At 69.9% G+C, this 23,031-nt stretch carries 24 protein-coding genes; 10 read left to right on the top strand and 14 right to left on the bottom strand.

The annotated features are described in order from the left end of the window. Positions 1 to 13: 13 nt before the first annotated feature. The 14 genes from MQC88_RS02820 to asnS all read right to left on the bottom strand — a co-directional run bounded on the left by MQC88_RS02820 (position 14) and on the right by asnS (position 12,865). Positions 14 to 1,393, bottom strand: a complete 1,380-nt coding sequence (locus MQC88_RS02820) for an FAD-dependent oxidoreductase (protein ID WP_243320232.1) — start codon at positions 1,391 to 1,393, stop codon at positions 14 to 16. Then, positions 1,372 to 2,652, bottom strand: a complete 1,281-nt coding sequence (kynU, locus tag MQC88_RS02815; RefSeq protein ID WP_243319044.1) for a kynureninase — start codon at positions 2,650 to 2,652, stop codon at positions 1,372 to 1,374. The genes MQC88_RS02820 and kynU overlap by 22 nt, the downstream gene beginning before the upstream one ends. A gap of 108 nt (positions 2,653 to 2,760) precedes the next feature. Beyond that, a complete protein-coding gene (locus MQC88_RS02810) occupies positions 2,761 to 3,789 on the bottom strand; it encodes an amidohydrolase family protein (protein WP_243319041.1) in 1,029 nt (342 codons plus the stop codon). Positions 3,790 to 3,798: 9 nt separating this feature from the next. Then, positions 3,799 to 5,889 (bottom strand): FUSC family protein, encoded by a 2,091-nt coding sequence (locus MQC88_RS02805; RefSeq protein ID WP_243319039.1) that lies wholly within the window; start codon positions 5,887 to 5,889, stop codon positions 3,799 to 3,801. Between the two features lie 11 nt (positions 5,890 to 5,900). After that, positions 5,901 to 6,431 (bottom strand): 3-hydroxyanthranilate 3,4-dioxygenase, encoded by a 531-nt coding sequence (locus tag MQC88_RS02800; protein WP_243319037.1) that lies wholly within the window; start codon positions 6,429 to 6,431, stop codon positions 5,901 to 5,903. A 2-nt stretch (positions 6,432 to 6,433) separates the two neighbouring features. Next, positions 6,434 to 7,066, bottom strand: coding sequence for a hypothetical protein (locus tag MQC88_RS02795; protein WP_243319035.1), 633 nt, complete (start codon positions 7,064 to 7,066; stop codon positions 6,434 to 6,436). After that, positions 7,063 to 7,494 carry a RidA family protein gene (locus MQC88_RS02790; protein ID WP_243319033.1) on the bottom strand — a complete coding sequence of 144 codons (432 nt, stop codon included), beginning with the start codon at positions 7,492 to 7,494 and terminating at the stop codon, positions 7,063 to 7,065. The genes MQC88_RS02795 and MQC88_RS02790 overlap by 4 nt, the downstream gene beginning before the upstream one ends. Then, positions 7,491 to 8,156 (bottom strand): carbonate dehydratase, encoded by a 666-nt coding sequence (gene can / locus MQC88_RS02785; protein ID WP_243319032.1) that lies wholly within the window; start codon positions 8,154 to 8,156, stop codon positions 7,491 to 7,493. Before can ends, MQC88_RS02790 begins: the two co-directional genes overlap by 4 nt. A 7-nt stretch (positions 8,157 to 8,163) precedes the next feature. After that, a complete protein-coding gene (locus MQC88_RS02780; RefSeq protein ID WP_243319030.1) occupies positions 8,164 to 9,597 on the bottom strand; it encodes an aldehyde dehydrogenase in 1,434 nt (477 codons plus the stop codon). 80 nt (positions 9,598 to 9,677) lie between these two features. Further along, entirely contained in the window at positions 9,678 to 9,986 is a 309-nt protein-coding gene (locus tag MQC88_RS02775; protein ID WP_243319028.1) for a PilZ domain-containing protein, read from the bottom strand. An 8-nt stretch (positions 9,987 to 9,994) separates the two neighbouring features. Then, entirely contained in the window at positions 9,995 to 10,783 is a 789-nt protein-coding gene (locus MQC88_RS02770; RefSeq protein WP_243319026.1) for an SDR family oxidoreductase, read from the bottom strand. 40 nt (positions 10,784 to 10,823) lie between these two features. Continuing rightward, complete coding sequence (locus tag MQC88_RS02765) at positions 10,824 to 11,135, bottom strand: hypothetical protein (RefSeq protein WP_243319023.1); 312 nt, start codon at positions 11,133 to 11,135, stop codon at positions 10,824 to 10,826. After that, positions 11,132 to 11,449 (bottom strand): hypothetical protein, encoded by a 318-nt coding sequence (locus MQC88_RS02760; protein ID WP_243319021.1) that lies wholly within the window; start codon positions 11,447 to 11,449, stop codon positions 11,132 to 11,134. Before MQC88_RS02760 ends, MQC88_RS02765 begins: the two co-directional genes overlap by 4 nt. A 15-nt stretch (positions 11,450 to 11,464) precedes the next feature. After that, positions 11,465 to 12,865 (bottom strand): asparagine--tRNA ligase, encoded by a 1,401-nt coding sequence (gene asnS, locus MQC88_RS02755; protein ID WP_243319019.1) that lies wholly within the window; start codon positions 12,863 to 12,865, stop codon positions 11,465 to 11,467. Positions 12,866 to 12,956: 91 nt separating this feature from the next. On the opposite strand from asnS, the gene MQC88_RS02750 reads away from it, so the two are divergent. The 10 genes from MQC88_RS02750 to MQC88_RS02705 all read left to right on the top strand — a co-directional run bounded on the left by MQC88_RS02750 (position 12,957) and on the right by MQC88_RS02705 (position 23,025). After that, positions 12,957 to 13,298: a HesB/IscA family protein gene (locus tag MQC88_RS02750; RefSeq protein ID WP_243319017.1), complete on the top strand. Its 342-nt coding sequence runs from the start codon at positions 12,957 to 12,959 to the stop codon at positions 13,296 to 13,298. A 537-nt stretch (positions 13,299 to 13,835) separates the two neighbouring features. Further along, complete coding sequence (gene rpsF / locus MQC88_RS02745; RefSeq protein WP_243319016.1) at positions 13,836 to 14,264, top strand: 30S ribosomal protein S6; 429 nt, start codon at positions 13,836 to 13,838, stop codon at positions 14,262 to 14,264. Between the two features lie 20 nt (positions 14,265 to 14,284). Beyond that, entirely contained in the window at positions 14,285 to 14,515 is a 231-nt protein-coding gene (gene rpsR, locus MQC88_RS02740) for a 30S ribosomal protein S18 (protein ID WP_137265408.1), read from the top strand. Between the two features lie 160 nt (positions 14,516 to 14,675). Then, positions 14,676 to 15,122 (top strand): 50S ribosomal protein L9, encoded by a 447-nt coding sequence (gene rplI / locus MQC88_RS02735; protein ID WP_243319013.1) that lies wholly within the window; start codon positions 14,676 to 14,678, stop codon positions 15,120 to 15,122. A gap of 517 nt (positions 15,123 to 15,639) precedes the next feature. Then, on the top strand, positions 15,640 to 17,058 hold the full coding sequence (locus MQC88_RS02730; protein ID WP_243319011.1) for a replicative DNA helicase: 1,419 nt from the start codon (positions 15,640 to 15,642) through the stop codon (positions 17,056 to 17,058). Between the two features lie 86 nt (positions 17,059 to 17,144). Further along, entirely contained in the window at positions 17,145 to 18,257 is a 1,113-nt protein-coding gene (alr, locus tag MQC88_RS02725) for an alanine racemase (protein WP_243319008.1), read from the top strand. 110 nt (positions 18,258 to 18,367) lie between these two features. After that, positions 18,368 to 19,876, top strand: a complete 1,509-nt coding sequence (locus tag MQC88_RS02720) for a WS/DGAT/MGAT family O-acyltransferase (RefSeq protein ID WP_243319006.1) — start codon at positions 18,368 to 18,370, stop codon at positions 19,874 to 19,876. A gap of 113 nt (positions 19,877 to 19,989) precedes the next feature. After that, entirely contained in the window at positions 19,990 to 20,667 is a 678-nt protein-coding gene (locus tag MQC88_RS02715; protein WP_425491531.1) for a YiaD family glycine zipper/OmpA-like lipoprotein, read from the top strand. Between the two features lie 208 nt (positions 20,668 to 20,875). Further along, positions 20,876 to 22,282, top strand: coding sequence for a glucose-6-phosphate dehydrogenase (zwf, locus tag MQC88_RS02710; RefSeq protein WP_243319004.1), 1,407 nt, complete (start codon positions 20,876 to 20,878; stop codon positions 22,280 to 22,282). Next, positions 22,282 to 23,025, top strand: coding sequence for an HAD family hydrolase (locus tag MQC88_RS02705; protein WP_243319003.1), 744 nt, complete (start codon positions 22,282 to 22,284; stop codon positions 23,023 to 23,025). Before zwf ends, MQC88_RS02705 begins: the two co-directional genes overlap by 1 nt. Positions 23,026 to 23,031: the final 6 nt, after the last annotated feature.

Here is a 23,031-nt window from a genome sequence, read left to right as displayed (position 1 = left end):
CACCGGCTGCGACTCATGCGGCGTCGACCAGCGGGGCGAGCAGGCGCTCGACCTCGGCATCGACCGCCGCCCAGTCCACGCCATCGAGCGAGTCCAGGCCGCGGGTGGCGGCGACCAGGATGCCGCGCTGGACCTCGCTGCGTTCCAGTGCCAGCGAATACGGGATGCGCATGAAGGTCACCATCGCGTAGTGCGGCACGAAGCGGCCGGGGTGGCGTTCCTGCAAAGCCCGTTCCAGCGCGCGCTGGAGCAGGAAGGCGGGGTCGTCGACCAGGTCGCGCATCTCGATGTAGTTCTCCAGCGCCATCTGCTGGATGGCGGCGGCATCGGGCATGCGTTGCGCCGCGAACGCGGCGAAGGCGGCGGCCAGGTCGGGCGCCGCATCGACGTGCCGGGCCAGCGCCACGCAGTCCTCGAACGCGCAGTTCATGCCCTGGCCGTGGAACGGCACCATCGCATGCGCGGCGTCGCCCAGCAGCACGGCATCGCCACCCAGGTGCCAGCGTTCGAGCCGGAGGGTGGCCAGGCTGCCGGTCGGATTGGCTTCGTAGTCGTGCTCCAGCTCCGGGATCAGCGGCAGGGTGTCGGCGAACTCGCGTTCGAACAGTGCACGCGCCTGCGCACCGCTGGCGACCGAATCGAAATCCGGGTCGCCGCTGCCATCGGCGTGCAGCGCCATGAACAGGGTGACGGTGAACGTCTTCTCGTCGTTGGGCAGGGCGATGCACATGTAGCGGCCGCGTGGCCAGATGTGCAGTGCGTTCGGCTCGATCCGGAAGCCGCCGTCCCGCGCCGGGGGGATTTCCAGCTCCTTGTAGCCGTGCTCCAGCCAGTCCGTGCGCTCGCCGAGGTCGGCATGGCGCGCCATCTGCGCGCGCAGGGTGGACCCGGCGCCGTCGCAGCCGAGCAGGGCGGTGAACGGATGCGGTCGTGCGTCGCCGCGGAAACGGGCACTGTGGGCGGCGAAATCGACCGACTCCAGGCCGCGGTCGAAATGCAGCCGCGCACCGGCGGCTTCGGCGGCATCGATGAGGCTGACGTTGAGCTCGCCGCGGCTGACCGACCAGATCACTTCGCTGTCGTCGCGGCCGTAACGCTGCAGCTGCGGCTGCCCATGCAGCGGGTGCACCATGCGCCCGCGCATCATCACCGCGCGTTCCAGCACCGCGCCATCGGCGTCGGCCTGGCGCAGCGCATGCAGGCCGCGCTCTGCCAGCGCAAGGTTGATCGAGCGCCCGCCGGCGTAGCCGAACAGGCGCGGGTCGCCGCGGCGTTCGAACACGTCCACCTGCCAGCCACGGCGCGCCAGCAGGGTCGCCAGCAGCGCGCCCGCAAGCCCGGCGCCGACGATGGTGAGCGAGCCCTCCGGCTTCACCGGCTTTCCCCGCGCCAGGCCTCGACGCCGCGCACGAAGCGCAGGATGTCGGCGTGGCTGTTGTAGAGCGGGGCGGGCGAGATGCGGATCACGTCGGGTTCGCGCCAGTCGCCGACGATGCCGTTGGCTTCCAGGTGTTCGAACAGCGCGCGGCCGCGTTCGCGGCCGCCGGCCACGCGCAGCGAGAGCTGGGCGCCGCGTTGCGCGGGATCGCGCGGGGTGACGATGCGCAGGGTGTCGGCCAGGCGCTGGTCGATCAGCGCTTCCAGGTAGCCGGTGAGCCGCAGCGAGCGCTCGCGCAGCGCCTGCATGCCGCCCGCGCGCGCGAACAGGTCCAGCGACGCGCGCAGCGGCGCCAGCCCGAGGATCGGCGGGTTGCTGAGCTGCCAGCCGTCGGCGCCGGGCGTGGGCACGAAGTCCGGACCCATGCGGAAGCGCGAGGACTGGTCATGGCCCCACCAACCGGCGAAACGCGGACGGCCGGTGTTGGCATGGCGCGCATGCACGAAGCAGCCGCCGACCGCGCCGGGTCCGGAGTTCATGTACTTGTAGTGGCACCAGACCGCGAAGTCGGCATCGGCGTCGTGCAGGCGCAGCGGCAGGTTGCCGACGCCGTGGGCGAGGTCGAAGCCGACCACCGCGTCCGCGGCATGGCCCAGCCGCGCGATTTCGGCGAGGTCGAAGGCCTGCCCGGTGCGGTACTGCACGCCTGGCCACAGCACCAGCGCCAGCCGTGGACCGTGCACGGCGATCGCGCGCTCGATCGCCGTCATCGAAAAGGTGCCCTCGGCTGCATCCGGCTCGACCTCGATCAGGTCGGTCGCCGGGTCGAAGCCGTGGAAGCGCACCTGCGATTCCAGCGCGTAGCGGTCGGACGGGAACGCGCCGGCTTCCATCAGGATCGCCGGTCGCTCGCGCGTGGGCCGGTAGAAACCCACCATCATCAGATGCAGGTTGGCGGTCAGCGAGTTCATCGCCACCACCTCGGTTGGCTGCGCGCCGACCACCTGCGCGAGCCCGTCGCGGACGAGTTCGTGGTACGGCATCCACGGTGCCGGCTGCAGGAAATGCCCCTCGACCGCCTCGCGCGCCCACTTGTCCATCACCTCGTCGACCACCGCGCGCGCGCCCATGGGCTGCAGGCCGAGCGAATTGCCGCAGAAATAGGCTTGTTCGCCATCGCGATGGCGTGGAAGGTGGAACTGGCCGCGCAGCGCCGACAACGGATCGGCGGCGTCCTGGGCCAGTGCATATGCGTCGGTGGCAAGCTCGGTCATGGGTCTTGTTCTTGTAGGAGCGGCTTCAGCCGCGAGCTGTGTGTTGCCATTGCGGCGATGCGGAAGGCATTCGCGCCCGCACGCCTGTCGCGAACCTGTCGAAGGCGGCTACGACGCAAACCGCGACGCCGGCAGGCCCAGCCATTCCAGCGCGGTGCCGTGGTACAGCTGCTGCTGCCCGGCGGGATCGAGCCCGAGTGCGTCGATGCCGGCGCCGGGCACCTGTTCGCCGAGCGGGAACGGGTAGTCGGTGCCCAGCATCACCCGCTCGGCGCCGGCGACGTCGAGCAGGTAGCGCAGGGCGCGGTCGTCGGCCACCCAGGAATCGAAGTACATGCGCTTGAGGTAGTCGCGCGGGTTGCGGAAGTTGTCGGTGGCCACCAGGTCCGGGCGCATGTTGAAGCCGTGCTCGATGCGGCCGATGGTGTAGGGGAACGAACCGCCGCCATGCGCGAGGCAGACCTTGAGTTTCGGCAACCGCTCCAGCACGCCGCCGAACACCAGGCAACAGGCCGCGCGCGACTGTTCGGCCGGCATCCCGACCAGCCATGGCAGCCAGTACTTGGGCATGGTGTCGGTACCCATCATGTCCCAGGGGTGCACCAGGATCGCCGCCCCAAGTTCGGCGGCGGCCTCGAAGAACGGGAACAGCTCCGGCGCGTCCAGGTTCCAGTTGCCGCCGTCGGGCGTTTCCACGTGCGAACCGATCTGCACGCCCTGCAGCCCGAGCTGGTCGACGCAGCGCTCCAGCTCCTGCACCGCCAGCCGCGGCGACTGCAGCGGCACCGTACCGATGCCGGCATAGTGGCGCGGATAGGCGCGGCAGGTTTCGGCCATGTGGTCGTTGAGCGCGGTGTGCAACGCCAGCGCCTGGTTGGCCTTGGCCCAGTAGCTGAACATCACCGGCACCGTGCTGATCACCTGCACCTGCACGCCGAAGCGCGCGTAGTCGGCGATGCGCTCGTCCGGGTCCCAGGTCTTGGGCCAGATCTCGCGGAAGAACTTGCCATCCTTGTAGATCCGGTGGCGGCCGTCGTCGCCGTGGTGGATCACCGGGAAGCGGTTGTCGCCGTACTTGGCGGCGAGGTCGGGCCAGTCGCGCGGCAGGTAGTGGGCGTGGACGTCGATCTTGAGCATGGCCCCAGTTTAACCAGCAGGCGCCGGCGCGTCCGCGCGCAGCAGGTGCGCCAGGGTGTCGGTGCTGTCGGCGATGCGGTCCGCGGCGTCGGCGACGGCCAGCGCAACCGGATCACGGCCGGTGACGGCTTCGGCCAAGGCGAGCGCGAGACGGCGTTCCTGCGGACGCAGCGAGGGCACATCGGTGTGCCGGGGCTCGCGCAGCGCCGTGGCGATGGCGGCGAGGACCCGGTCGGCGCGGGCCGCGAACCCGGCGACAGCGTCGCGCTGGGGCAGGGTGGCGCCGTCGCGCAGCAGCGCTTCCAGCGCCACGCCGGCGCGCACCAGCCGGCTGGCGTTGGCGAGCAGGGCTTCGGCCTGGCGCAGTTGCTGCAGCGAGCGCCGGCGCGTGGGCTCGCCGCGCAGGCGGTCGAGCGAGGCCTGCGCATTGCTGCGCGCGCGACGCGCAGCGGCACGGGTATCGGCGAGGTCGCCCATGCGCCCGGCGAGCACCGCGTCCAGGTGGAGGCGGTAGGCGTCCACCAGGGCGGCCAGCATGGCCGGCAGGCGCCGGCCTTCCCAGGTAGGCCAAAGCGCATAGGCCGTGAGCGCAAGCGCGCTGCCGGCCAGGGTGGCGACCACGCGCGCGTGGATCGCATCGGCCGGAGCCATGCCTTCGAACGACAGCAGCACCACCACCAGGCCGGTGAGCAGGGCCACGCCGATGCCGTAGTGCACGGTCACCGTCAGCCGGAAGCCGATGCACAGCGCCGCCAGCAGGCCCAGCCGCAGCCACGCGTCGCCCATCGCCCAGTGGGCCAGCAGCGTGGCCAGCAGCAGGCCGGCGAGCGTGCCGGCCACGCGCAGCACCCCGAAGCGCAGGGTGCCGCCGAAATCGGGCTTGAGCACGATCGCGGCGGTCATCGGGATCCAGACCCCGTGCGGCAACCGCAGCAGGCGTTCGGCCGCGGCCGCGAGCGCGACGCAGGCGGCGCAGCGCAGCGCATGCCGGAACGCGACCGAGCCCAGCCCGAGATTGGCGCGCAGCGTCGGCAGCGCGGCGGCGCTGCGCAGCGCTGCTGGCAGCCTTGCCTCGGCGCGCTGGCTGCGGATCTCGCCGCGGCTGCTGGCGCTGGCGGCGTTGCGGCACAGCGCACGCAACTGGCCGCCCAGGCTGTCGGCGCGGGCCTGCGCGATGCGCAACAGGCGCGCGTCGTCGCCGCGGCTGCCCGCCGCAAGCGCCGGCAACGCCGCCGTCGTGGCGTCGAACGCGGCCAGCGCCGGCTCCGCGGCCGCGGGCGGTTGCGCGTGGTGCATGGCCTCGGCGCAGGCGTCCAGTACGCCCGCGGCCTCCCCCAGCAGGTCGGCGACCGTCGTGCGCAGGCCTGGCGCCTGCAGCCGCGCATGCAGGTCGCTGAGCGCCAGCAGGTCGATGCGGGCGCGCTCGCACACCTCGGCGATGACCCGGAACGCGCGCATCGCCTCGCCGCGCGAGCGATGGTCGCCGTGCAGCAGCACCAGCGCGTCCATCGCGGCCTGCGACACCGCCGGCAGCTGCGCGGCATCGGGGCGGGCGCGGGCAGTGGCGGCCAGTTGCCGCAGCACCTCGGCGATCGCGAAGCGCTCGGGCCGGTAGCGCTGGAGCGGCCAGGCCGCGATCGCCAGCAGCATCTGCAGCGCGCCACCGGCGAAGATCAGCGCGGCCACGCCGGGCGCGGCGCGCGGCGCGATCCCCATGCTCGCGCTCACCAGCATGACGATCACGCTGGTCAGGCCGACCCGTGCCGCCAGCGGCCCCAGCGCCACCAGCAGGCCGGCACCGAATGCGAGCAGCAATGCGCACAGCACGAACCATCCGAAGTGGCCGCCGATCAGGATGCCGAGCAGCGCGGCGGCACCGGCGGCCAGCGCCGCCAGCAGCATGCGCTGCAGCCGGAGCCGGTACGGCCCCGGCTGGTCGGTGAACATGGTGTTGAGCGCGCCGGTCGCGACCGCGAGCGCGGCGCCGACGTGCCCGCTGGCGATGCCGATCGCCAGGGGCGCGACGATCGCCAGGGTGTTGCGCAGGGCGACCCGCAGCGGGACGTCGCGCGGCTTCAGCGCCAGCAGCGAACGCCACATGCCCGGGGGCCTCAGGTATCCGGCATCGTGTACCGCGCCGGCGCCGGGTTGAGATGGCCGCAGGCCTTGCAGGTGCGGTGCTCGGGCGAGGAATAGAAGCGGTCGAACACCGGCGGGAAGTCGGTCTCGATGTCGTGCAGGTGGAAGTACTCCTCGTACACCCTGGCGTTGCAGCGCTCGCAGAACCACAGCAGGCCGTCGTCCTCGTGCGCAAGCCGCTTGCGCTCGATCACCAGTCCGACCGATTCCGGCATCCGCTGCGGCGAATGCGGCACCCGCGGCGGCAACAGGAAGGCTTCGCCGGCGCGGATCGGGATGTCGCGCACCGCGCCGTCCTCCTGGATGCGAAGCACCATCTCGCCCTCGAGCTGGTAGAACCACTCCGCGCCTTCGTCCCAGTGGTAGTCGGTGCGCTGGTTGGGACCGCCGACCACCATGATGATGAAATCACCGTCGTGCACGACCTTGTTGCCGACCGGCGGCTTGAGCAGGTGGCGGTGTTCCTCGATCCAGGCCTGGAGGTTGATCGGGGCTGGCAGCATGGTCAGTGGTCCAGGTTTGCGGCCGCGGCTTCTTCCCGCAGCGTCTCGAGGGTGGGCGCGGGATTCCGCACTGGCAAACCCATCTCGCTGGCCGCCGTGGCCAGGTGGGCAAGGGATTCGGCCAGCGTATGCCCGACCATCGCCGTGCGTTCGGCGTCGCTCACGGCATCGCTGGCGACGGGAAACAGGTACATGCCCCTGGCGTCCCCCTTGTACTGGGTGCCGTACCACTGCGGTTGCATTTGCCGCATCAGCAGGCGGTCCCAGCTTGCGCCGGCCAGCCAGCGGTAGTGCTCGTTGCCGGAATCCAGTTGCATGGCCAGCGTCGCGAGGGCATTGGCCAGGCGAAAGTCCGCCAGGGTGTCGCCGTGCTGGAACACCATCGCGGCGTGGTAGTAGTCGTTCGCGCTGCGCACGGTCCCGGCGGCAAGCATGGCCTGCACTTGTTCGCGGCGCGCGGCGTCAGCCTTCGACATCGCGGCCCAGTCGATGTCGGAGCCCGAGCGCGCCGCCTGGTCCTGTGCGAACAGTGTCGCAAGCTTCGCGTTTTCCACGAGCGGTGCGGCCACGGGCGCGTCGGTCGCCGCGAGCGCGCCAGCGAACAGCAGTAGTACGGCCGCAACCAGGATCCTCACCGGGCCTCCTTCAGCTGCGCGATGCACTTCAGCTCGATCGCGATCGGCGTCGGCAGCGCGGTGATGCCGACGGTGGTGCGGCAGGGCGCAGTCGCCGGGTCGGGGAACTGCTCGGCCCAGACTTCGTTGTACGGGCGGAAGTCGCGCAGCATGTCGGTGAGGTAGACGGTCACGTCCACCAGGTCCTCCCAGCGCGCGCCGCTGGCCTCCAGCACCGCGCGCACGTTGGCGAACACCGCGCGCGCCTGCGCCTGGATGTCGTAGCGTTGCACCCGGCCGTCGGCGAACTGCACGTTGCCGGGAATCTCGTTGCTGACCGGGTCGCGGGGGCCGATCCCGGACAGGAACAGCAGGTTGCCGACCCGGCGCGCGTGCGGATAGCTGCCGACTGCCTTCGGCGCCGCGGCTGCGTGGATCCCCTGGCTCATGCCGCGACCCCGTGCCGGGCGCGCACCTGCGACAGCGCCTGCGCGTACACCGCGTCCAGCGCCTCGGGCGAGTCCACGTCCATGGCCAGTTCGCGCACCACGCCGTCGGCCAGGCTGTAGACCCAGCCATGCACCACCAGTTGCTGGCCGCGCGCCCAGGCATCTCGGATCACCGTGGTCAGGCACACGTTCTCGGCCTGCTCGATGGCATTGAGCTCGCAGAGAGCATCGTGGCGCTGCCCGGGCGGGATCGAATCGAGCAGCGCCGCATGCTTCTGCGCGACGTCGCCGACATGGCGGATCCAGTTGTCGGCCAGGCCGACGCGGGTGCCGTGCAGCGCGGCGCCGACGCCGCCGCAGCCGTAGTGGCCGACCACCAGGATGTGCCGCACCTTGAGCACGTCCACGGCGAACTGGATCACCGACATGCAGTTGAGGTCGGTATGCACCATCACGTTGGCGATGTTGCGGTGGACGAACACCTCCCCCGGCGCCAGGCCCATGATCTGGTTGGCCGGCACGCGCGAGTCGGAGCAGCCGATCCACAGGTAGGCCGGCGCTTGCTGCTGGGAGAGCCGCTGGAAGAAGTCCGGGTCTTCGTGGCGGACCGCATCGGCCCATTCGCGGTTGTTGCGCAGCAGCGTTGCGAGTTCTTTCTTCATGCGAGGCTCATGGCGATGGGGGCAGGGCGATGCAGATGTTGCGCGGCTCGGTGAAGAAGCGCATGGCCTCGCTGCCGCCTTCGCGGCCGAGGCCGGACTGGCCCATGCCGCCGAATGGCGTGCGCAGGTCGCGCATCAGCCAGGCATTGATCCAGACGATGCCGGTGCGCAGGCGCGCGGCGAAGCGGTGGGCGCGGTCGAGGTCGCGGGTCCACAGCGAGGCGGCCAGGCCGTAGTCCCCGTCGTTGGCCAGCGCCAGCGCCTGGTCGTCGTTGTCGAAGGCCTGCAGCGTGGCCACCGGCCCGAAGATCTCTTCACGGTTGCTCGCGCAATCCGGGCCGAGGCCCTCGATCACGGTGGGGGCCACGAACCAGCCGGGGCGCTGCAGGGCGCTGCCGCCGCACAGGATCGTGCCGCCCTCATCGCGGGCGCGCGCGATCGCGGCCATGACCTTGTCGAAGTGCGCCTGCGACACCAGCGGCCCGAGGTCGTTGTCGCCGTCGATCGGGTCACCCACCCGCAGCGCGAGCGCGCGCTCGACGAAGGCGTCGCGGAATTCCGCGTAAATGGAACGTTCGACCAGGATGCGCGAGCCGCACAGGCAGATCTGCCCGGAATTCTGGAATGCCGAGCGCACGATCGTCGGCAACTGCGCGCGCCAGTCGCTGTCGGCGAACACCAGCGTGGGGTTCTTGCCGCCCAGTTCCAGCGACAGCTTCTTCAGTTGCGGCGCCGCAACGGCGGCGATGCGGCGGCCCACCGCGGTGCTGCCGGTGAACGAGATCGCCTTGACGTCCGGGTGCGACAGCAGCGGCTCGCCGGTTTCGGGCCCAAGCCCGTGGACGATGTTGAGCACGCCTTTCGGGAAGCCGATGCGCGCGGCCAGTGCGGCGAGCATGGTCGCGGTCTGCGGCGTGACCTCCGAGGGCTTGGCGACCACCGTGTTGCCCGCCGCCAGCGCCGGCGCGATCTTCCAGGTGAACAGGTACAGCGGCAGGTTCCACGGCGAGATCGTGGCCACCACCCCCAGCGGTTGCCGCAGGGTGTAGTTCAGTCCCGCCTGGCCATGGTGCGACTCGCTGGCGAACTGGGTTGCGGCGTGGGCGAAGAAGCGCAGGTTGCTGACCGCGCGCGGGATCTCGATCTCGCGCGCCAGGCGCAGCGGCTTGCCGCCGTCGCGAGACTCGGCGTGGGCAAAATCCTCCAGCCGCGACTCGAGCGCATCGGCGAGTTTTTCCAGCCAGCGCGCGCGTTCGAAGTTGGGCAGCGCCGACCATTCCGGGAAGGCGCGTTGCGCGGCCGCCACGGCGGCCTCGACATCGGCGTCGTCGCCACGCGCGACCTCGGCGAACGGCTTGCCGGTGGCCGGATCGAAGACTTCCAGCCAGCGGCCGCCGGCCGCTTCGCGTGCTTCGCCGTCGATCCAGTGCGTGAGGCGCATCGCACTAGCTTAACGCGGCGGCCCGGTTGAAGGCAGGGTGCAATCGTGCCGCGCCTGGCCGGCCGCGGGGACTCCAGCCCTCAGCAGCCCGGATTGCACGGTGGGATGGCCTGCGCCTCGTGGTACTCGATGCCGACGTGGCCCTCGGTGACCCGCGCCACGCGGCCGGGCACGATCACCGCGACGGGGTCGCCATCCTGGTGGAAGAACAGCCGCACCACTTCTTCTTCGCGCAGGTCGCAGCCCGGCGGCCGGAAGATGCCGCAGCCGCCGACCGACAGGTCGTGCAAACTTGCGAACCAGGCCTGTTCGCCGCGCACCACCAGCAGCCGCGCGGCGAACGGCACGCGTTCGGCATCGCGGGCCGGCGTGGTGGTGGCAGTTGCCAACGGCCCGCTCATATCGAATGCATCCGGCCGCCGTCCACCGCCAGCGAAACCCCGTTGACGTAGCCTGCCGCCGGCGAGCACAGGAAGGCGATCACGCCGCCGATCTCCTCCGGCTGCGCGAAGCGCCCGGCGGGCACGTGGGCGCGCATGCCGGCGAGTACCGCGTCCGCGGATTGCCCGGAGGCCTGGGTCCGGTCGCGGACGATCTGCGCGATGCGGCCGGTTTCGGTGTAGCCGGGCAGCACGTTGTTGACGGAGATCCCGTACGGCGCCAGTTCGCGCGACAGGGTCTTGGCCCAGCTGGCGACCGCGCCGCGGACGGTGTTGGAGACGCCGAGGTTGGCGATCGGTTCCTTCACCGAGGTGGAGATCACGTTGACGATGCGGCCCCAGCTGGCCGCGCGCATGCCGGGCAGCAGCGCCTGCACGAGGACCTGGTTGGCGACCAGGTGCTTGTTGAATGCATCGAGGAAGGCCTCGAGCGCGGCCGCATGCGCCAGCCCGCCGGGCGGGCCGCCGGTGTTGTTGACCAGGACATGCACCGGCTTGCCCGCGGCCAGCGCCTCGGCCTGCGCGCGCAGGGCCTGCGTCTGCGACACGTCGGCGGCGATCCAGCCGTGCTGCTGCTGCGCGCCGGCGCGGGGCAGGGCGGCCACGACCTCCTGCAGCGCCTCGGCGCGACGCGCGAGCACGGTGACGTCTGCGCCCAGCAGCGCGAGTTCGTGCGCGGCGGCGCGGCCGATGCCCTCGGACGCACCGCAAACCAGCGCGTGCCTGCCACTGAGGTTCAGGTCCATTCCAGGTCTCCGGCGAAAACGGGCGTCGCGGGCATGGGATTCAGGCGTTCTTCCCGAGGTCCCGGAACATCAATGGCCTGAGCGCTTCGTCGCTGTCTGCCCGCGGCGGTTGCACTTCATCCAGGCTGAAGCCACGGGCCAGCGCGTCGTCGGCATCGAGGCCGTCGAAGGCGACGAATTCCGCGTCCATCAATGCCGCCCGTGCCGTGTCCTCGCTGTCGTAGGCCAGGGTGTTGCCGTCGCTGTCGAAGATTTCCGCGGTACCGGCCTCGCGCACGCGCAGGCGCGCCCAGACCACGGTCCGCCCCAGCGTCGCCAGCCACCATTGCCCATCGGTGCGCTCGCCGCTCATGCGAGCACCAGCGAGAGCAGCCACAGCCCCCCGGCCATGGCCAGCCCGAACAGGATCACCGCCAGCGAGATCCGCGCCGGCGTCGCCAGGCCGCTCAACGAGCGGTCCGGCGTGGCGCGGTAACCGCCGCGCAGCAGCCACCACAGCGCGGAAGGCTTCAGGAATGCGCCGTCGCCCAGTTGCGCCTTGATCCCGGGATGGCGATCACGGATGTGCACCAGCGACAGCGGCCAGAAGATCACGAACGCGGTGGCGCCGGCGATCGCCGTCGCCACGAACAGCAGGGCCAGGAACAGCACGACGTCGGTGCTCATCGGTCCGCGCCCTCCTCAGAATTCCGCCTGCCCGGGCGCGCGCGGATACGGGATCGCGTCGCGGATGTTGGCCAGGCCGCAGACATAGACCACCAGCCGCTCGAAGCCCAGGCCGAAGCCGGCGTGCGGCACGGTGCCGTAGCGGCGGAAATCGCGGTACCACTGGTAGTGGTCGCGGTCCAGGCCGAACTGGTCCATGCGCTTGTCGAGCACGTCCAGCCGTTCCTCGCGCTGCGAACCGCCGATGATCTCGCCGATGCCCGGCGCCAGCACGTCCATCGCCGCGACGGTCCTGCCGTCGTCGTTGAGGCGCATGTAGAAGGCCTTGATGTGCTCGGGGTAGTCGGTGACCACGACCGGCCGGCCGACGTGCACTTCGGTGAGCCAGCGCTCGTGCTCGGTCTGCAGGTCCAGGCCCCATTCGACGGGGAAGTCGAACTTCTGGCCGGACTTCTGCAGCAGCGCCACCGCCTCGGTGTAGCTGATGCGCTCGAACGGCGCGTTGACGAAGGCCTCCAGCCGCGTGATCGCGTCCTTCTGCACGCGTTCGGTGATGAAGGCCATGTCGTCGCCGCGCTCGCGCAGCACCGCGCGGAACAGGTACTTGAGGAACTCCTCGGCCACGCGCGCGTCCTCGGCCAGGTCGGCGAAGGCGATCTCCGGCTCCACCATCCAGAATTCGGCGAGGTGGCGGGTGGTGTTGGAATTCTCGGCGCGGAAGGTCGGGCCGAAGGTGTAGACCTTGCTCAGCGCCAGGCAATAGGCCTCGACGTTGAGCTGGCCGGACACGGTGAGGAACGTTTCCTTGCCGAAGAAGTCGCGCGAGAAATCCACGGCGCCATCGTCGCCCAGCGGCAGGTTGGCGGCGTCCAGGGTCGAGACCCGGAACATCTGCCCGGCGCCCTCGGCGTCGGAGGTGGTGATGATCGGGGTGGTGATCCAGTAGTAGCCCTGCTCGTGGAAATAGCGGTGCACCGCCTTGGCCAGGCAGTCGCGGATGCGGGTCACCGCGCCGAACAGGTTGGTGCGCGGGCGCAGGTGCGCGACCTCGCGCAGGAACTCCAGCGAGTGCGCCTTGGGCTGGATCGGGTAGGTTTCCGGGTCGTCGACCCACCCGACCACCTCGATTCGATCGGCCTGGATTTCGAATGCCTGGCCCTGGCCCTGCGACGGCGCCAGGGTGCCGCTGGCGATCACGGCGCAGCCGGCCGTGAGCCGCTTCACTTCGGACTCGTAGTTGGCCAGCGATGCCGGCGCCACCACCTGGATCGGCGCGAAGCAGGAGCCGTCGCTCACGTTGACGAAGCTCAGCCCGGCCTTGGAGTCGCGCCGGGTGCGCACCCAGCCACGGACGGTGGCCTCTCCGCCCACCGGCAACTTGCCCGCAAGCGCGTGTTCGACGCTGACCGTTGTCATGCCCTGGATCCTGCCGTTGCCGTGCCTGCTACATGAACGCCGCAGTTTACCGGAGCGGCTGCGCCCACGCCTACGCCGCTATACTGGCGGCATGTCGATCCTGCTCGCTCCTGCCGCCCTGCAACGCGTCCGCGGTTACCTGGCCGAAGCGCCGGCCGCGCTCGGACTGCGCTTCGGGGTCAAGCGCACCGGCTGCTCGGGCTGGGGTTACCTCGCCGATCTCGCCCGCGAGCAACGCCCCGACGACACCGTGTTCGAACAGGACGGCGTGCGCATCTTCGTCGACGCCGACAGCCTGGCGCTGGTCGACGGCACCCGGATCGATTTCCTCAAGAACGGGCTCAACGAGCAGTTCGTGTTCGCCAACCCCAACGTCGCCGCCGAATGCGGCTGCGGCGAGAGCTTCACCACCGACGCCGATCGCGCCGCGTAGATATTCGCCCAAGCAAGTGGCCCGCTATCCACGGGACACGCCGCAAGGACGTCCCTGTAGGCTCATCGGCGACATCCATGTCGCCGAAGGTCCCGTGCATAGCGGGCCACCTGCTTCTGCACAGTCGCCCGGCGCTTGAAGAGCAAGAGCAGCCAAAACCCCGAACCTCCGAGCTCGCGAAGTCGCCGCCCGGCGGGCTGGGGTGCGGAGAGTGGACCATGGATGGCCCACGACCCGACTTGAAGACAGGATGTCGTCAGGAGGGCGAAGCACCCCAGCCCGCCGGACGGCGACTCGGCCGAAGCCCTTGGCAACGGGAGCTCATGCCCGGATCCGGTTGGGGCGACTTCTTCGGAGGCACCGTTTTCGCCGGCCTCCACCAGTTGCTTCCAAGTCCTTGATACTGCGATAATTGCCGGCTCCGCGGCGGATCCGTCCCCCGGGGAGACCCTTGCCCCACCGCGTCCGTTGCGGCCGACGGGGGGCTGCCGGGCCCGCATCCACGCGATGCCGGGCCGCATCCACAAGGAAAACACCATGCGTCATTACGAAATCGTGTTCCTGGTCCATCCGGACCAGAGCGAGCAGGTGCCGGCGATGATCGAGCGCTACAAGGGCTTGATCGAGGCCGGCGGCGGCAAGATCCACCGCCTTGAGGACTGGGGCCGCCGGCAGACGGCGTACCCGATCGAGAACCTCGTCAAGGCCCACTACGTGCTGTTCAACATCGAGGTCGACCAGGCCGTGCTCAACGAGCTGGTCGAGGGCTTCCGCTTCAACGATGCGGTCCTGCGCCACCTGGTGATGCGCCGCGACGAGGCGGTCACCGAGCAGTCCCTGATCATGAAGAACAAGGACGAGAAGGGCGACAAGCCCGAGCGTGGCGAGCGTCGCCGCCGTGACGAAGACGAAGGCGCGGCCGGCAACGCCACGACCGACACCGGCGACACCGCCGAAGCCGCCTGATCGCCCCTAGGAGCACACCCATGTCCAAGTTCTTCCGCCGCCGCAAGTTCTGCAAGTTCACCGCCGAAGGCGTGAAAGAGATCGATTACAAGGATCTCAACACCCTGCGCCAGAACCTCACCGAGACCGGCAAGATCGTGCCGAGCCGCATCACCGGCACCAAGTCGCGCTACCAGCGCCAGCTGGCGACCGCGGTCAAGCGCGCCCGCTTCCTGGCCCTGATCCCGTACACCGACAACCACAACGCCTGAGGGCGGTAAACGGTCAAGGGGCAGGTCGCCCGCCGCACGCGCTGCAGGGCAAGACGCTTGCCTGGCAGGGAGTGACGCTGTCGACTTCGCCCCTGGCCCTTCACCCATTCGGACAGCACACGTTGCGGCCAGCGCGCCGCTAACGAATCGGAGCAAAGAAATGGAACTGATCCTGCTGCAGAAAGTCACCAACCTCGGCAACCTGGGCGACAAGGTCAAGGTCAAGCCGGGTTACGGCCGCAACTTCCTGGTGCCGCAAGGCAAGGCCGTGCCGGCGACCGCCGCCAACACCGCCGAGTTCGAGGCGCGCCGCGCCGAGTACGAAGCCAAGGCCCAGGCCCAGCTGGGCGACGCCGAAGCGCGCCGCGCCAAGCTCGAAGGCGCCAGCGTCACCGTCTACGCCAACGCTTCCACCGAGGGCAAGCTGTACGGTTCGGTCGGCCCGCGCGAAGTCGCAGATGCGCTGACCAAGCTGGGCACCCCGGTCGAGAAGTCGGAAGTGGTGATGGGCGCGATCCGCCACGTCGGCGAATCCGAAGCCATCGTGCACCTGCACGCCGACGTCGAAGTGCCGGTGAAGGTCGTGGTCGAGGCCGAAGCCGCGTAAGTATTCTTCGCCACGCACTACCAGGACGGGCGCCTCGGGGCGCCCGTTCCTTTTTGGCGGTGCGCGGGTCTGAGGTCGCGCAGGACGACTCGATGGTTTCGCGATAAGTCGTTCATATCTGGAGTTGCGTAAGGCGGCTCGCGGGCTCCCCGACAAGTCGCTCCTCGTTATTCGCTTGGTTGTCGGGGAACCCACGAGCCGCTCCGCTATGACGCGGTGCGTCGTCCGGGCATGAGGCATCGCGTCTTTCGGGGGAGTAACCGCGCAACCTTCAGCAGCGGCGGGATGGCGCACCAACCAAGCGAATAACGAGGAGCGACTTGGGGCGCCATCCCGTCGCTGCCTTTCGCATGGTCGGGTCATGGCCAGACGAGCGGCGGTCTCAGTTCCTGCGATGCCCACCGGTTATCCACAGTGTTATCTGCAACGCTTCGCCGGCAGGACGACTAGGATGGCCAACGGGGTACAACAACAACAGGATCGCAGCGACGATCCGGACAGGGGAGTCACGCTACTGATGAGCGCGCGCCAGGGTTTCCGTGCCGATCCGTCGTTCCATGGCCAGGCGCGCGCCGACAGCCGGATCGAACAGCTGCGCGTGCCGCCGCAATCGGTCGAGGCCGAACAGGCGGTGCTCGGCGGCCTGATGCTGGCGCCCGACGCCTTCGACCGCATCGCCGATGTCCTGACCGACGAGGACTTCTACCGTCGCGACCACCAGCTGATCTATCGCGCGATCCGCGAGCTGGCGGAGAAGAGCCGCCCGTACGACGCCGTGACCCTGGGCGAGTGGTTCGAGTCGATGGGCCAGGCCGAGCAGGTCGCCGGCGGCGCCTACCTGATCGAACTGGCCAGCACCACGCCTTCGGCCGCCAACATCATGGCCTACGCCGAAATCGTGCGCGACAAGGCGGTGCTGCGGCAATTGATCGAAGTCGGCACCGGCATCGTCAACGACGGCTTCCAGCCCGATGGCCGCGACACCAGCGAGATCCTCGATGCCGCCGAGTCCAGCGTTCTGGCGATCGCCGAGCACAGCGCCAAGGGGCGGATGGATTACGTCTCCGTGCACACCGCGCTGGCCGAAGCCTTCGACGTGCTGCAGAAGCGCTACGAGAGCGGCGGCAGCGTCACCGGGCTGCCGACCGGCTACACCGAATTCGACGAGATGACCGCGGGCCTGCAGCCGACCGACCTGCTGATCCTGGCCGCGCGCCCGTCGATGGGCAAGACCACGCTGGCGCTGAACATGGCCGAGTACGCGGCGATGAAGTCCAAGCAGCCGGTGGTGATCTTCTCGATGGAAATGTCGGCCAGCCAGCTGGCGCTGCGCCTGATCTCCTCGGTGGGCCGCATCAACGCCACCCGCCTGCGCACCGGCCAGCTCGAGGACGAGGACTGGAGCCGCGTCACCAGCGCGATCCGCCTGCTGCGCGAGGCCAAGATCTTCATCGACGACGAGCCGGCGCTGTCGCCGGAGAAGCTGCGCGCCAAGGCCCGCCGGATCAAGAAGGAGCACGGCCTGGGCCTGATCGTCATCGACTACCTGCAGCTGATGGCGGTGCCGGGCAACAGCGAGAACCGGGCGACGGAGATCTCCGAGATCTCGCGCTCCCTGAAGGGCCTGGCCAAGGAACTCAACGTGCCGGTGATCGCGTTGTCGCAGCTCAATCGCTCGCTGGAAACGCGCACCGACAAGCGCCCGATGATGGCCGACCTGCGCGAGTCGGGCGCGATCGAGCAGGACGCCGACGTGATCGTCTTCATCTACCGCGACGAGTACTACAACAAGGAAAACTCGCCCGACAAGGGCCTGGCCGAGATCATCATCGGCAAGCAGCGAAACGGCCCGACCGGGGCAATCAAGCTCAAGTTCTTCGGCGAGTACACGCGCTTCGACAACCTGGCCCACGACTCGGTGGGCAGCTTCGAGTAGGCGGCCCGGGCGATCGCCCGTCCACCGACCCGCAGGCGCGCATGCCGGCCGGACTGCCGATCGCGGCGCGGCCCTACAATGGCGCGATGACCCAACGCCCGACCCGGATCCTGGTCGACCTCGACGCGATCGCGCACAACCTGCGCGCGATCCGCGCCCACGCGGGCGTGCCGGTGATGGCGATCGTCAAGGCCAACGCCTACGGCCACGGGCTGGTGCCGGTGGCGCTGCACCTGCAGGCGCAGGGTGTCGACCAGCTCGGCGTGGCCTTCCTGGAGGAGGGGATCACGCTGCGCGAAGCGGGCATCAAGGTCCCGATCCTGGTGCTGGGCGGCATCTTCGGCCCGCAGGCGGCGCAGTTCATCGCCCACGACCTCGAGATCACCGTGTCCTCGCTGGACAAGCTGCGCCAGGTCGAGGACGCCGCGCGCGGGCTCGGCCGCAAGGCCACGATCCACCTCAAGATCGACACCGGGATGGAACGGATCGGCGTGCACAGCTACTCGTGCGGGCCCTTCATCGAAGCGGCGGTGGCATCGCCGTGGTGCACGATCAAGGGCATCTACTCGCACCTGGCCTGCGCCGACGACCCCGGTTCGGAGATGACCGCGCTGCAGGTCGAGCGCTTCGGCGAGGCCTGCACCCATTTCGAGCGCCTCGGCGCACCGATGCCATTGCGGCACCTGGCCAATTCCGGCGGCGTGCTGCACTTCCCCGACACGTGGCTGGACATCGTGCGTCCCGGCATCCTGTTGTACGGCGTGCTGCCCGATCCGTTGTCGCAGGCCACCGTCGACGTGCGCGCGGCGCTGTCGCTGGTCTCGCAGGTGGTGTACTTCAAGGTGGTCAAGGCAGGGCACCCGGTGAGCTACGGCGCGACCTGGGCACCGGAGCACGACACGCGCGTGGTGACCGTCCCGATCGGCTATGGCGACGGCTGGCCGCGTGCCTTGTCCTCGCGCGGCGAGGTGCTGGTCCGCGGAAGGCGCCATCGCATCGTCGGGCGCATCTGCATGGACCAGTTCATGGTCGACATCGGCCAGGACAGCGCCTGGAACGAAGACGAAGTGGTGCTGGTCGGACGCCAGGGCGACGCCAGCATCACCGCCGAAGCCGTCGCGCAGGCGGCCGGTACCATCCCGTACGAAATCCTGACCGGCCTCAACCAGCGCATCCCGCGCGTCTACCGCGGCGGCTGATCCGGCAGCGTCCTGCGTGGTCGGCGTCGCGTTGACCGTCCGCGGCAGGGCGTGATTCACTCGCGCGACGGCCTGCTCCGGCAAGCCTGCACCGACCAACCGGGAATCGCATGCCCACCGCCGCGCCGCGCAAGCGCCCCGCCAATGCTCCGCGCAAGCCGCGGCGCGAGCCGATGTCGCGGGTCGACACCGCCTGGTTGCGGATGGAGCGGCCGACCAACCCGATGATGATCACTGGCGTGCTGGTGTTCGCCGAGCCGATGTCGCTGGCGCGGCTGAAGAAGGTGATCGAGCTGCGCTTCCTCGCCTACGCCCGCTTCCGGCAAAAGCCGGTGGATACCCCGGCAGGCGCGTCGTGGCAGGACGACGCGCATTTCGACCTCGACTGGCACGTGCGCGAAAGCGCGCTGCCCGGCCGCCCCCGCACCGCGGCCGCGGAGAAGCGCGCGCTGGAGCGTTTCGTCAGCCACCTCGCGTCCAGCCCGCTGGATCCGGGCCGGCCGCTGTGGCAGTTCCACCTGGTCGAGGATTACCAGGGCGGCACGGCGCTGGTCGCGCGCATCCACCACAGCTACGCCGACGGCATCGCGCTGGTGCAGGTGCTGCTGTCGCTGACCGACACCGCGCGCGATACGGGCAAGGGCCGCGACCTCGCGCGCGCCTGGCTCAAGCGCGACGGCGCCGACGTCGCGCGCCGGGTCGGCGCCGTCGACCGCTACATGAAGCTCGGCGGTGCGATGGTCGAGAAGGGCATGGCGATGTACCGCGACCCGACGCTGGCCGCGATGCTGGCGAAGGAGGGCGGCGAGATCGCGCGCGAACTGGTGGCCGCGCTGGTGCTGCCGGACGATCCGCCGTCGCTGTTGCGGGGGCGCCTGGGCGTCAGCAAGCGCGTGGCCTGGGCGCAACCGCTGGACCTGGAAGAGGTCAAGGCAGTCGGCCGCGCCTGCGACTGCACCGTCAACGACGTGCTGATGGCGACCGCGGCCGGCGCGCTGCGCGACTACATGCTCGAGCGCGGCGAGGCGGTGGACGGCGTCACCCTGCGCGCGACGGTGCCGGTCAACCTGCGACCGCTGGAACACGCGCGCAAGCTCGGCAACCACTTCGGCCTGGTGTTCCTCGACCTGCCGGTCGGCGAGCACAACCCGATCGCCCGCGTGCAGCGCGTTTCCAAGTGCATGGACGGCCTGAAGAACTCGCGGCAAGCCATTGTTGCATTTGGCCTTCTTGCCGCATTGGGCATGGCGCCATCGGCCCTCCAGGGCTTGGCGCTGGAGCTCTTCAGCCGCAAGGCGACGGCGGTGGCGACCAACGTGCCGGGGCCGCAGCAGCCGCTGTACATGGCCGGCTGCGCGCTACGGGAAATGATGTTCTGGGTACCGCAGACCGGGTCGATCGGCGTAGGCCTGTCGATCCTGAGCTACAACGGCCGCGTCCATTTCGGCCTGATCGCCGACGCGCGCCTGATCCCCGACCCGGACGCGGTCGCGCGCCGTTTCGGTGCCGAGTTCGACAAGCTGCTGTACCTGGCGCTGATGGGCGACTGGGAGCGCTCGCTGGATGCCGACGCCGCCGATGCGCTGTTGTCAGCGGGCGTCATCCCGACCGCCGGCTAAACGGAAAGCGCCCTCCGTCACCCGATGGTGACGCATCCATGATTACCTTGGCCGCGTATTCAGGTCTGCGGAAGTCCACTCCACAGGCCACCCCCACGACCAGGAGAAGCATGATGAGCAAGCTCACCACGACCGGACTCTGCGCCGCACTTGCCGGTGCGATGCTGCTGACCAGCTGCGCCAGCTACACCGGCCAGACCAACGACCCCAACGATCCCAATCGCACCCGCACCGGTGCCCTGATCGGCGCCGGCATCGGCGCGGTCGCCGGGCTGCTCAGCGGCGGCGACGCAGTCGAGCGCCGCCAGCGCGCGATGGTCGGCGCCGGCGTCGGCGGGCTCGCGGGTGCCGGCATCGGCGCCTACCAGGATCGCCAGGAAGCCGCGCTGCGCCGCGACCTCGCCGGCACCGGCGTGGATGTCGTCCGCCAGGGCAACAACATCACCCTCAACATGCCGGGCAACATCACCTTCGCCTTCGACAGCAGCAACCTGCAGCCGCAGTTCTATCCGGTGCTCGACAACGTCGCCAGCACCCTCAACCAGTACAACCAGACCGTGATCGAGGTTGCCGGCCATACCGACAGCGTCGGTACCGACGCCTACAACATGACCCTGTCGCAGCAGCGCGCCAATTCCGTGGCCGCCTACCTGAGCGGCAAGGGCGTGATGCAGCAGCGCATGATCGTCACCGGCGCCGGCGAGACCCGCCCGATCGCCAGCAACGACACCGAAGCCGGCCGCGCGCAGAACCGCCGCGTCGAGATCACCATCGTGCCGGTGCAGTCGTAACGCCAAACCCTGCCGCGACCCGGCCAGGACGATGCACGACACGGGCCGCGATTGCGGCCCGTGTCATTGCCGGCCCCACGTTTGCAGCCGGCTCGTGGCCGGCGGATGGGCGCGACTCGCATCGGCGTGGCCTTAACCCGCGGTCTGATATGAATGGTGTAGGTCGTATCTGGCCCGCGCATGCGCGGCCGCACGCAAGGAGCGAGCGTTGAGCAATCCGCAGTCCGATGCCCTGGTGTTCTTCGGCGCGACCGGCGACCTCGCCTACAAGAAGATCTTCCCCGCGCTGCAGGCGCTGGTCCGCGACGGCGAGCTCGACATGCCGGTGATCGGGGTCGCCAGGGCCGGCTGGACCGTGGAGCAGCTGCGCGCGCGCGTGCGCGACAGCCTGGTGCACAGCGAGGGCGGCGTCGACGAGGCCGCGTACGCCAGGCTTTGCGCGCAGCTGCGCTACATCGACGGCGACTACAAGGATCCGGACACCTTCGCCAGGCTCAGGCGCGAACTCGACGGCCTGCAGCGGCCGCTGCATTACCTCGCCATCCCGCCGGCGCTGTTCGCCACCGTGGTGCAGGCGCTGGCGCAGTCGGGATGCGCCGACGACGCGCGCGTGGTGGTGGAGAAGCCTTTCGGCCGCGACCTGGCCTCGGCACGGGCGCTCAACCGCACCCTGCACGAAGTCTTCGACGAGGGCGCGATCTTCCGCATCGACCATTACCTGGGCAAGGAGGCGGTGCAGAACCTGCTGTATTTCCGCTTCGCCAATGCCTTCCTGGAACCGGTGTGGAACCGCAACTACGTCGACCACGTGCAGATCACCATGGCCGAACGCTTCGGCGTGCAGGGGCGCGGCAGCTTCTACGACGACGTCGGCGCGCTGCGCGACGTGGTCCAGAACCACCTGCTGCAGGTGGTGGCGCTGCTGGCGATGGACGCGCCCATCGGCGACGACGCCCAGGCCATCCACGCCGAGAAGCTGCGCCTGTTCCGGGCGATGAAGCCGCTGCAGCCCGGGCACGTGGTGCGCGGCCAGTTCCGCGGCTACCGCGACGAAGCCGGCGTCGATGCCGATTCCAACATCGAGACCTTCGCCGCGCTCAAGCTCGAGATCGATACCTGGCGCTGGGCCGGGGTGCCGTTCTACATCCGCGCCGGCAAGCGCATGCCGATCACCGCGACCGAGGTCGTGGTCGACCTCAAGCACCCGCCCATGACGATCTTCGACGACGACCACGGCAGCGCCAGGCCGGCGCATTCCAACTATTTCCGTTTCCGGCTCGGGCCGGAAGTGGTGATCGCCGCCGGCGCACGGGTCAAGCAGGCCGGCGACTTCATGCGCGGCGAGGACGTCGAGCTGGTCGCGCGCCACCAGCGCGCCGCGGCCGCGCCGCCCTACGAACGCCTGCTCGGCGACGCGCTGCGTGGCGACGCCGGCCTGTTCACCCGCGACGAGGCGGTGGAAGCGGCGTGGCGCGTGGTCGACCCGGTGCTCGACCTGCCGGATCCGGTCGAACCGTACGACTCGGGCAGCTGGGGCCCGGCCGCGGCGCGCGCTGTTCTTGGCGACGACCAAGGCTGGCACGATCCGCGGCCCGAGGGCAGCGCGCCATGCTGATGCACGCTTCCCCGGGCAGCGGACCGCAGGAGCTCGCGCGCCCCGGCGAGCTGGTGATCCTGTTCGACGTCGACAACACCCTGCTCGACAACGACCGCTTCTCCGCCGATCTCGACGCGCAGCTGGTGCAGGCGCTGGGCGAGGAAGGCCGCATGCGCTATCGCCAGCTCTACGAGCGCCTGCGCGACGGCCGCGGCTACGCCGACTACCTGGCGCCGCTGCAGCTGCTGCGGCGCGGCTTCGAGGACGATCCCGACCTGCTCGAGCTGTCCAGCTTCCTGCTCGACTATCCGTTCGGCGAGCGCGTGTTCCCGGAAGTGTGGCGGATGCTGGCCCAGGTGCAGCGGTTCGCCACCGTCGCGTTGCTGTCCGATGGCGACATGGTGTTCCAGCCGCGCAAGATCCGTCGTTCGGGCCTGTGGGACGCGGTGCGGGGCAGGGTGCTGGTCACGCTGCACAAGGAACGCGAGCTCGACAGCGTGCGCAGCCGCCTGCCGGCGCGGCACTACGTGCTGGTCGACGACAAGCCGCGGCTGCTGGACGCGGTCAAGGCCGAGCTCGGTGCGGGCGTCACCACGGTGTTCGTGCGCCAGGGCCATTACGCCAGCGACGCCGACGCCGATGCCGCCGCGCATCCACCGGACCTACGCCTGGACCGCGTCGGCGACCTGGCCGTGATCGCGCCGGAACTGCTGTTCCCGGCCGATTGGCCGGCCCGCGATCCGATGCCGGAACCGGTCTGAACCCAC

It is taken from the genome of Cognatiluteimonas sedimenti (assembly GCF_022808325.1).
In the GTDB taxonomy this organism is placed as follows: domain Bacteria; phylum Pseudomonadota; class Gammaproteobacteria; order Xanthomonadales; family Xanthomonadaceae; genus Cognatiluteimonas; species Cognatiluteimonas sedimenti.
This window is presented reverse-complemented; position numbering and strand designations above follow the sequence as displayed.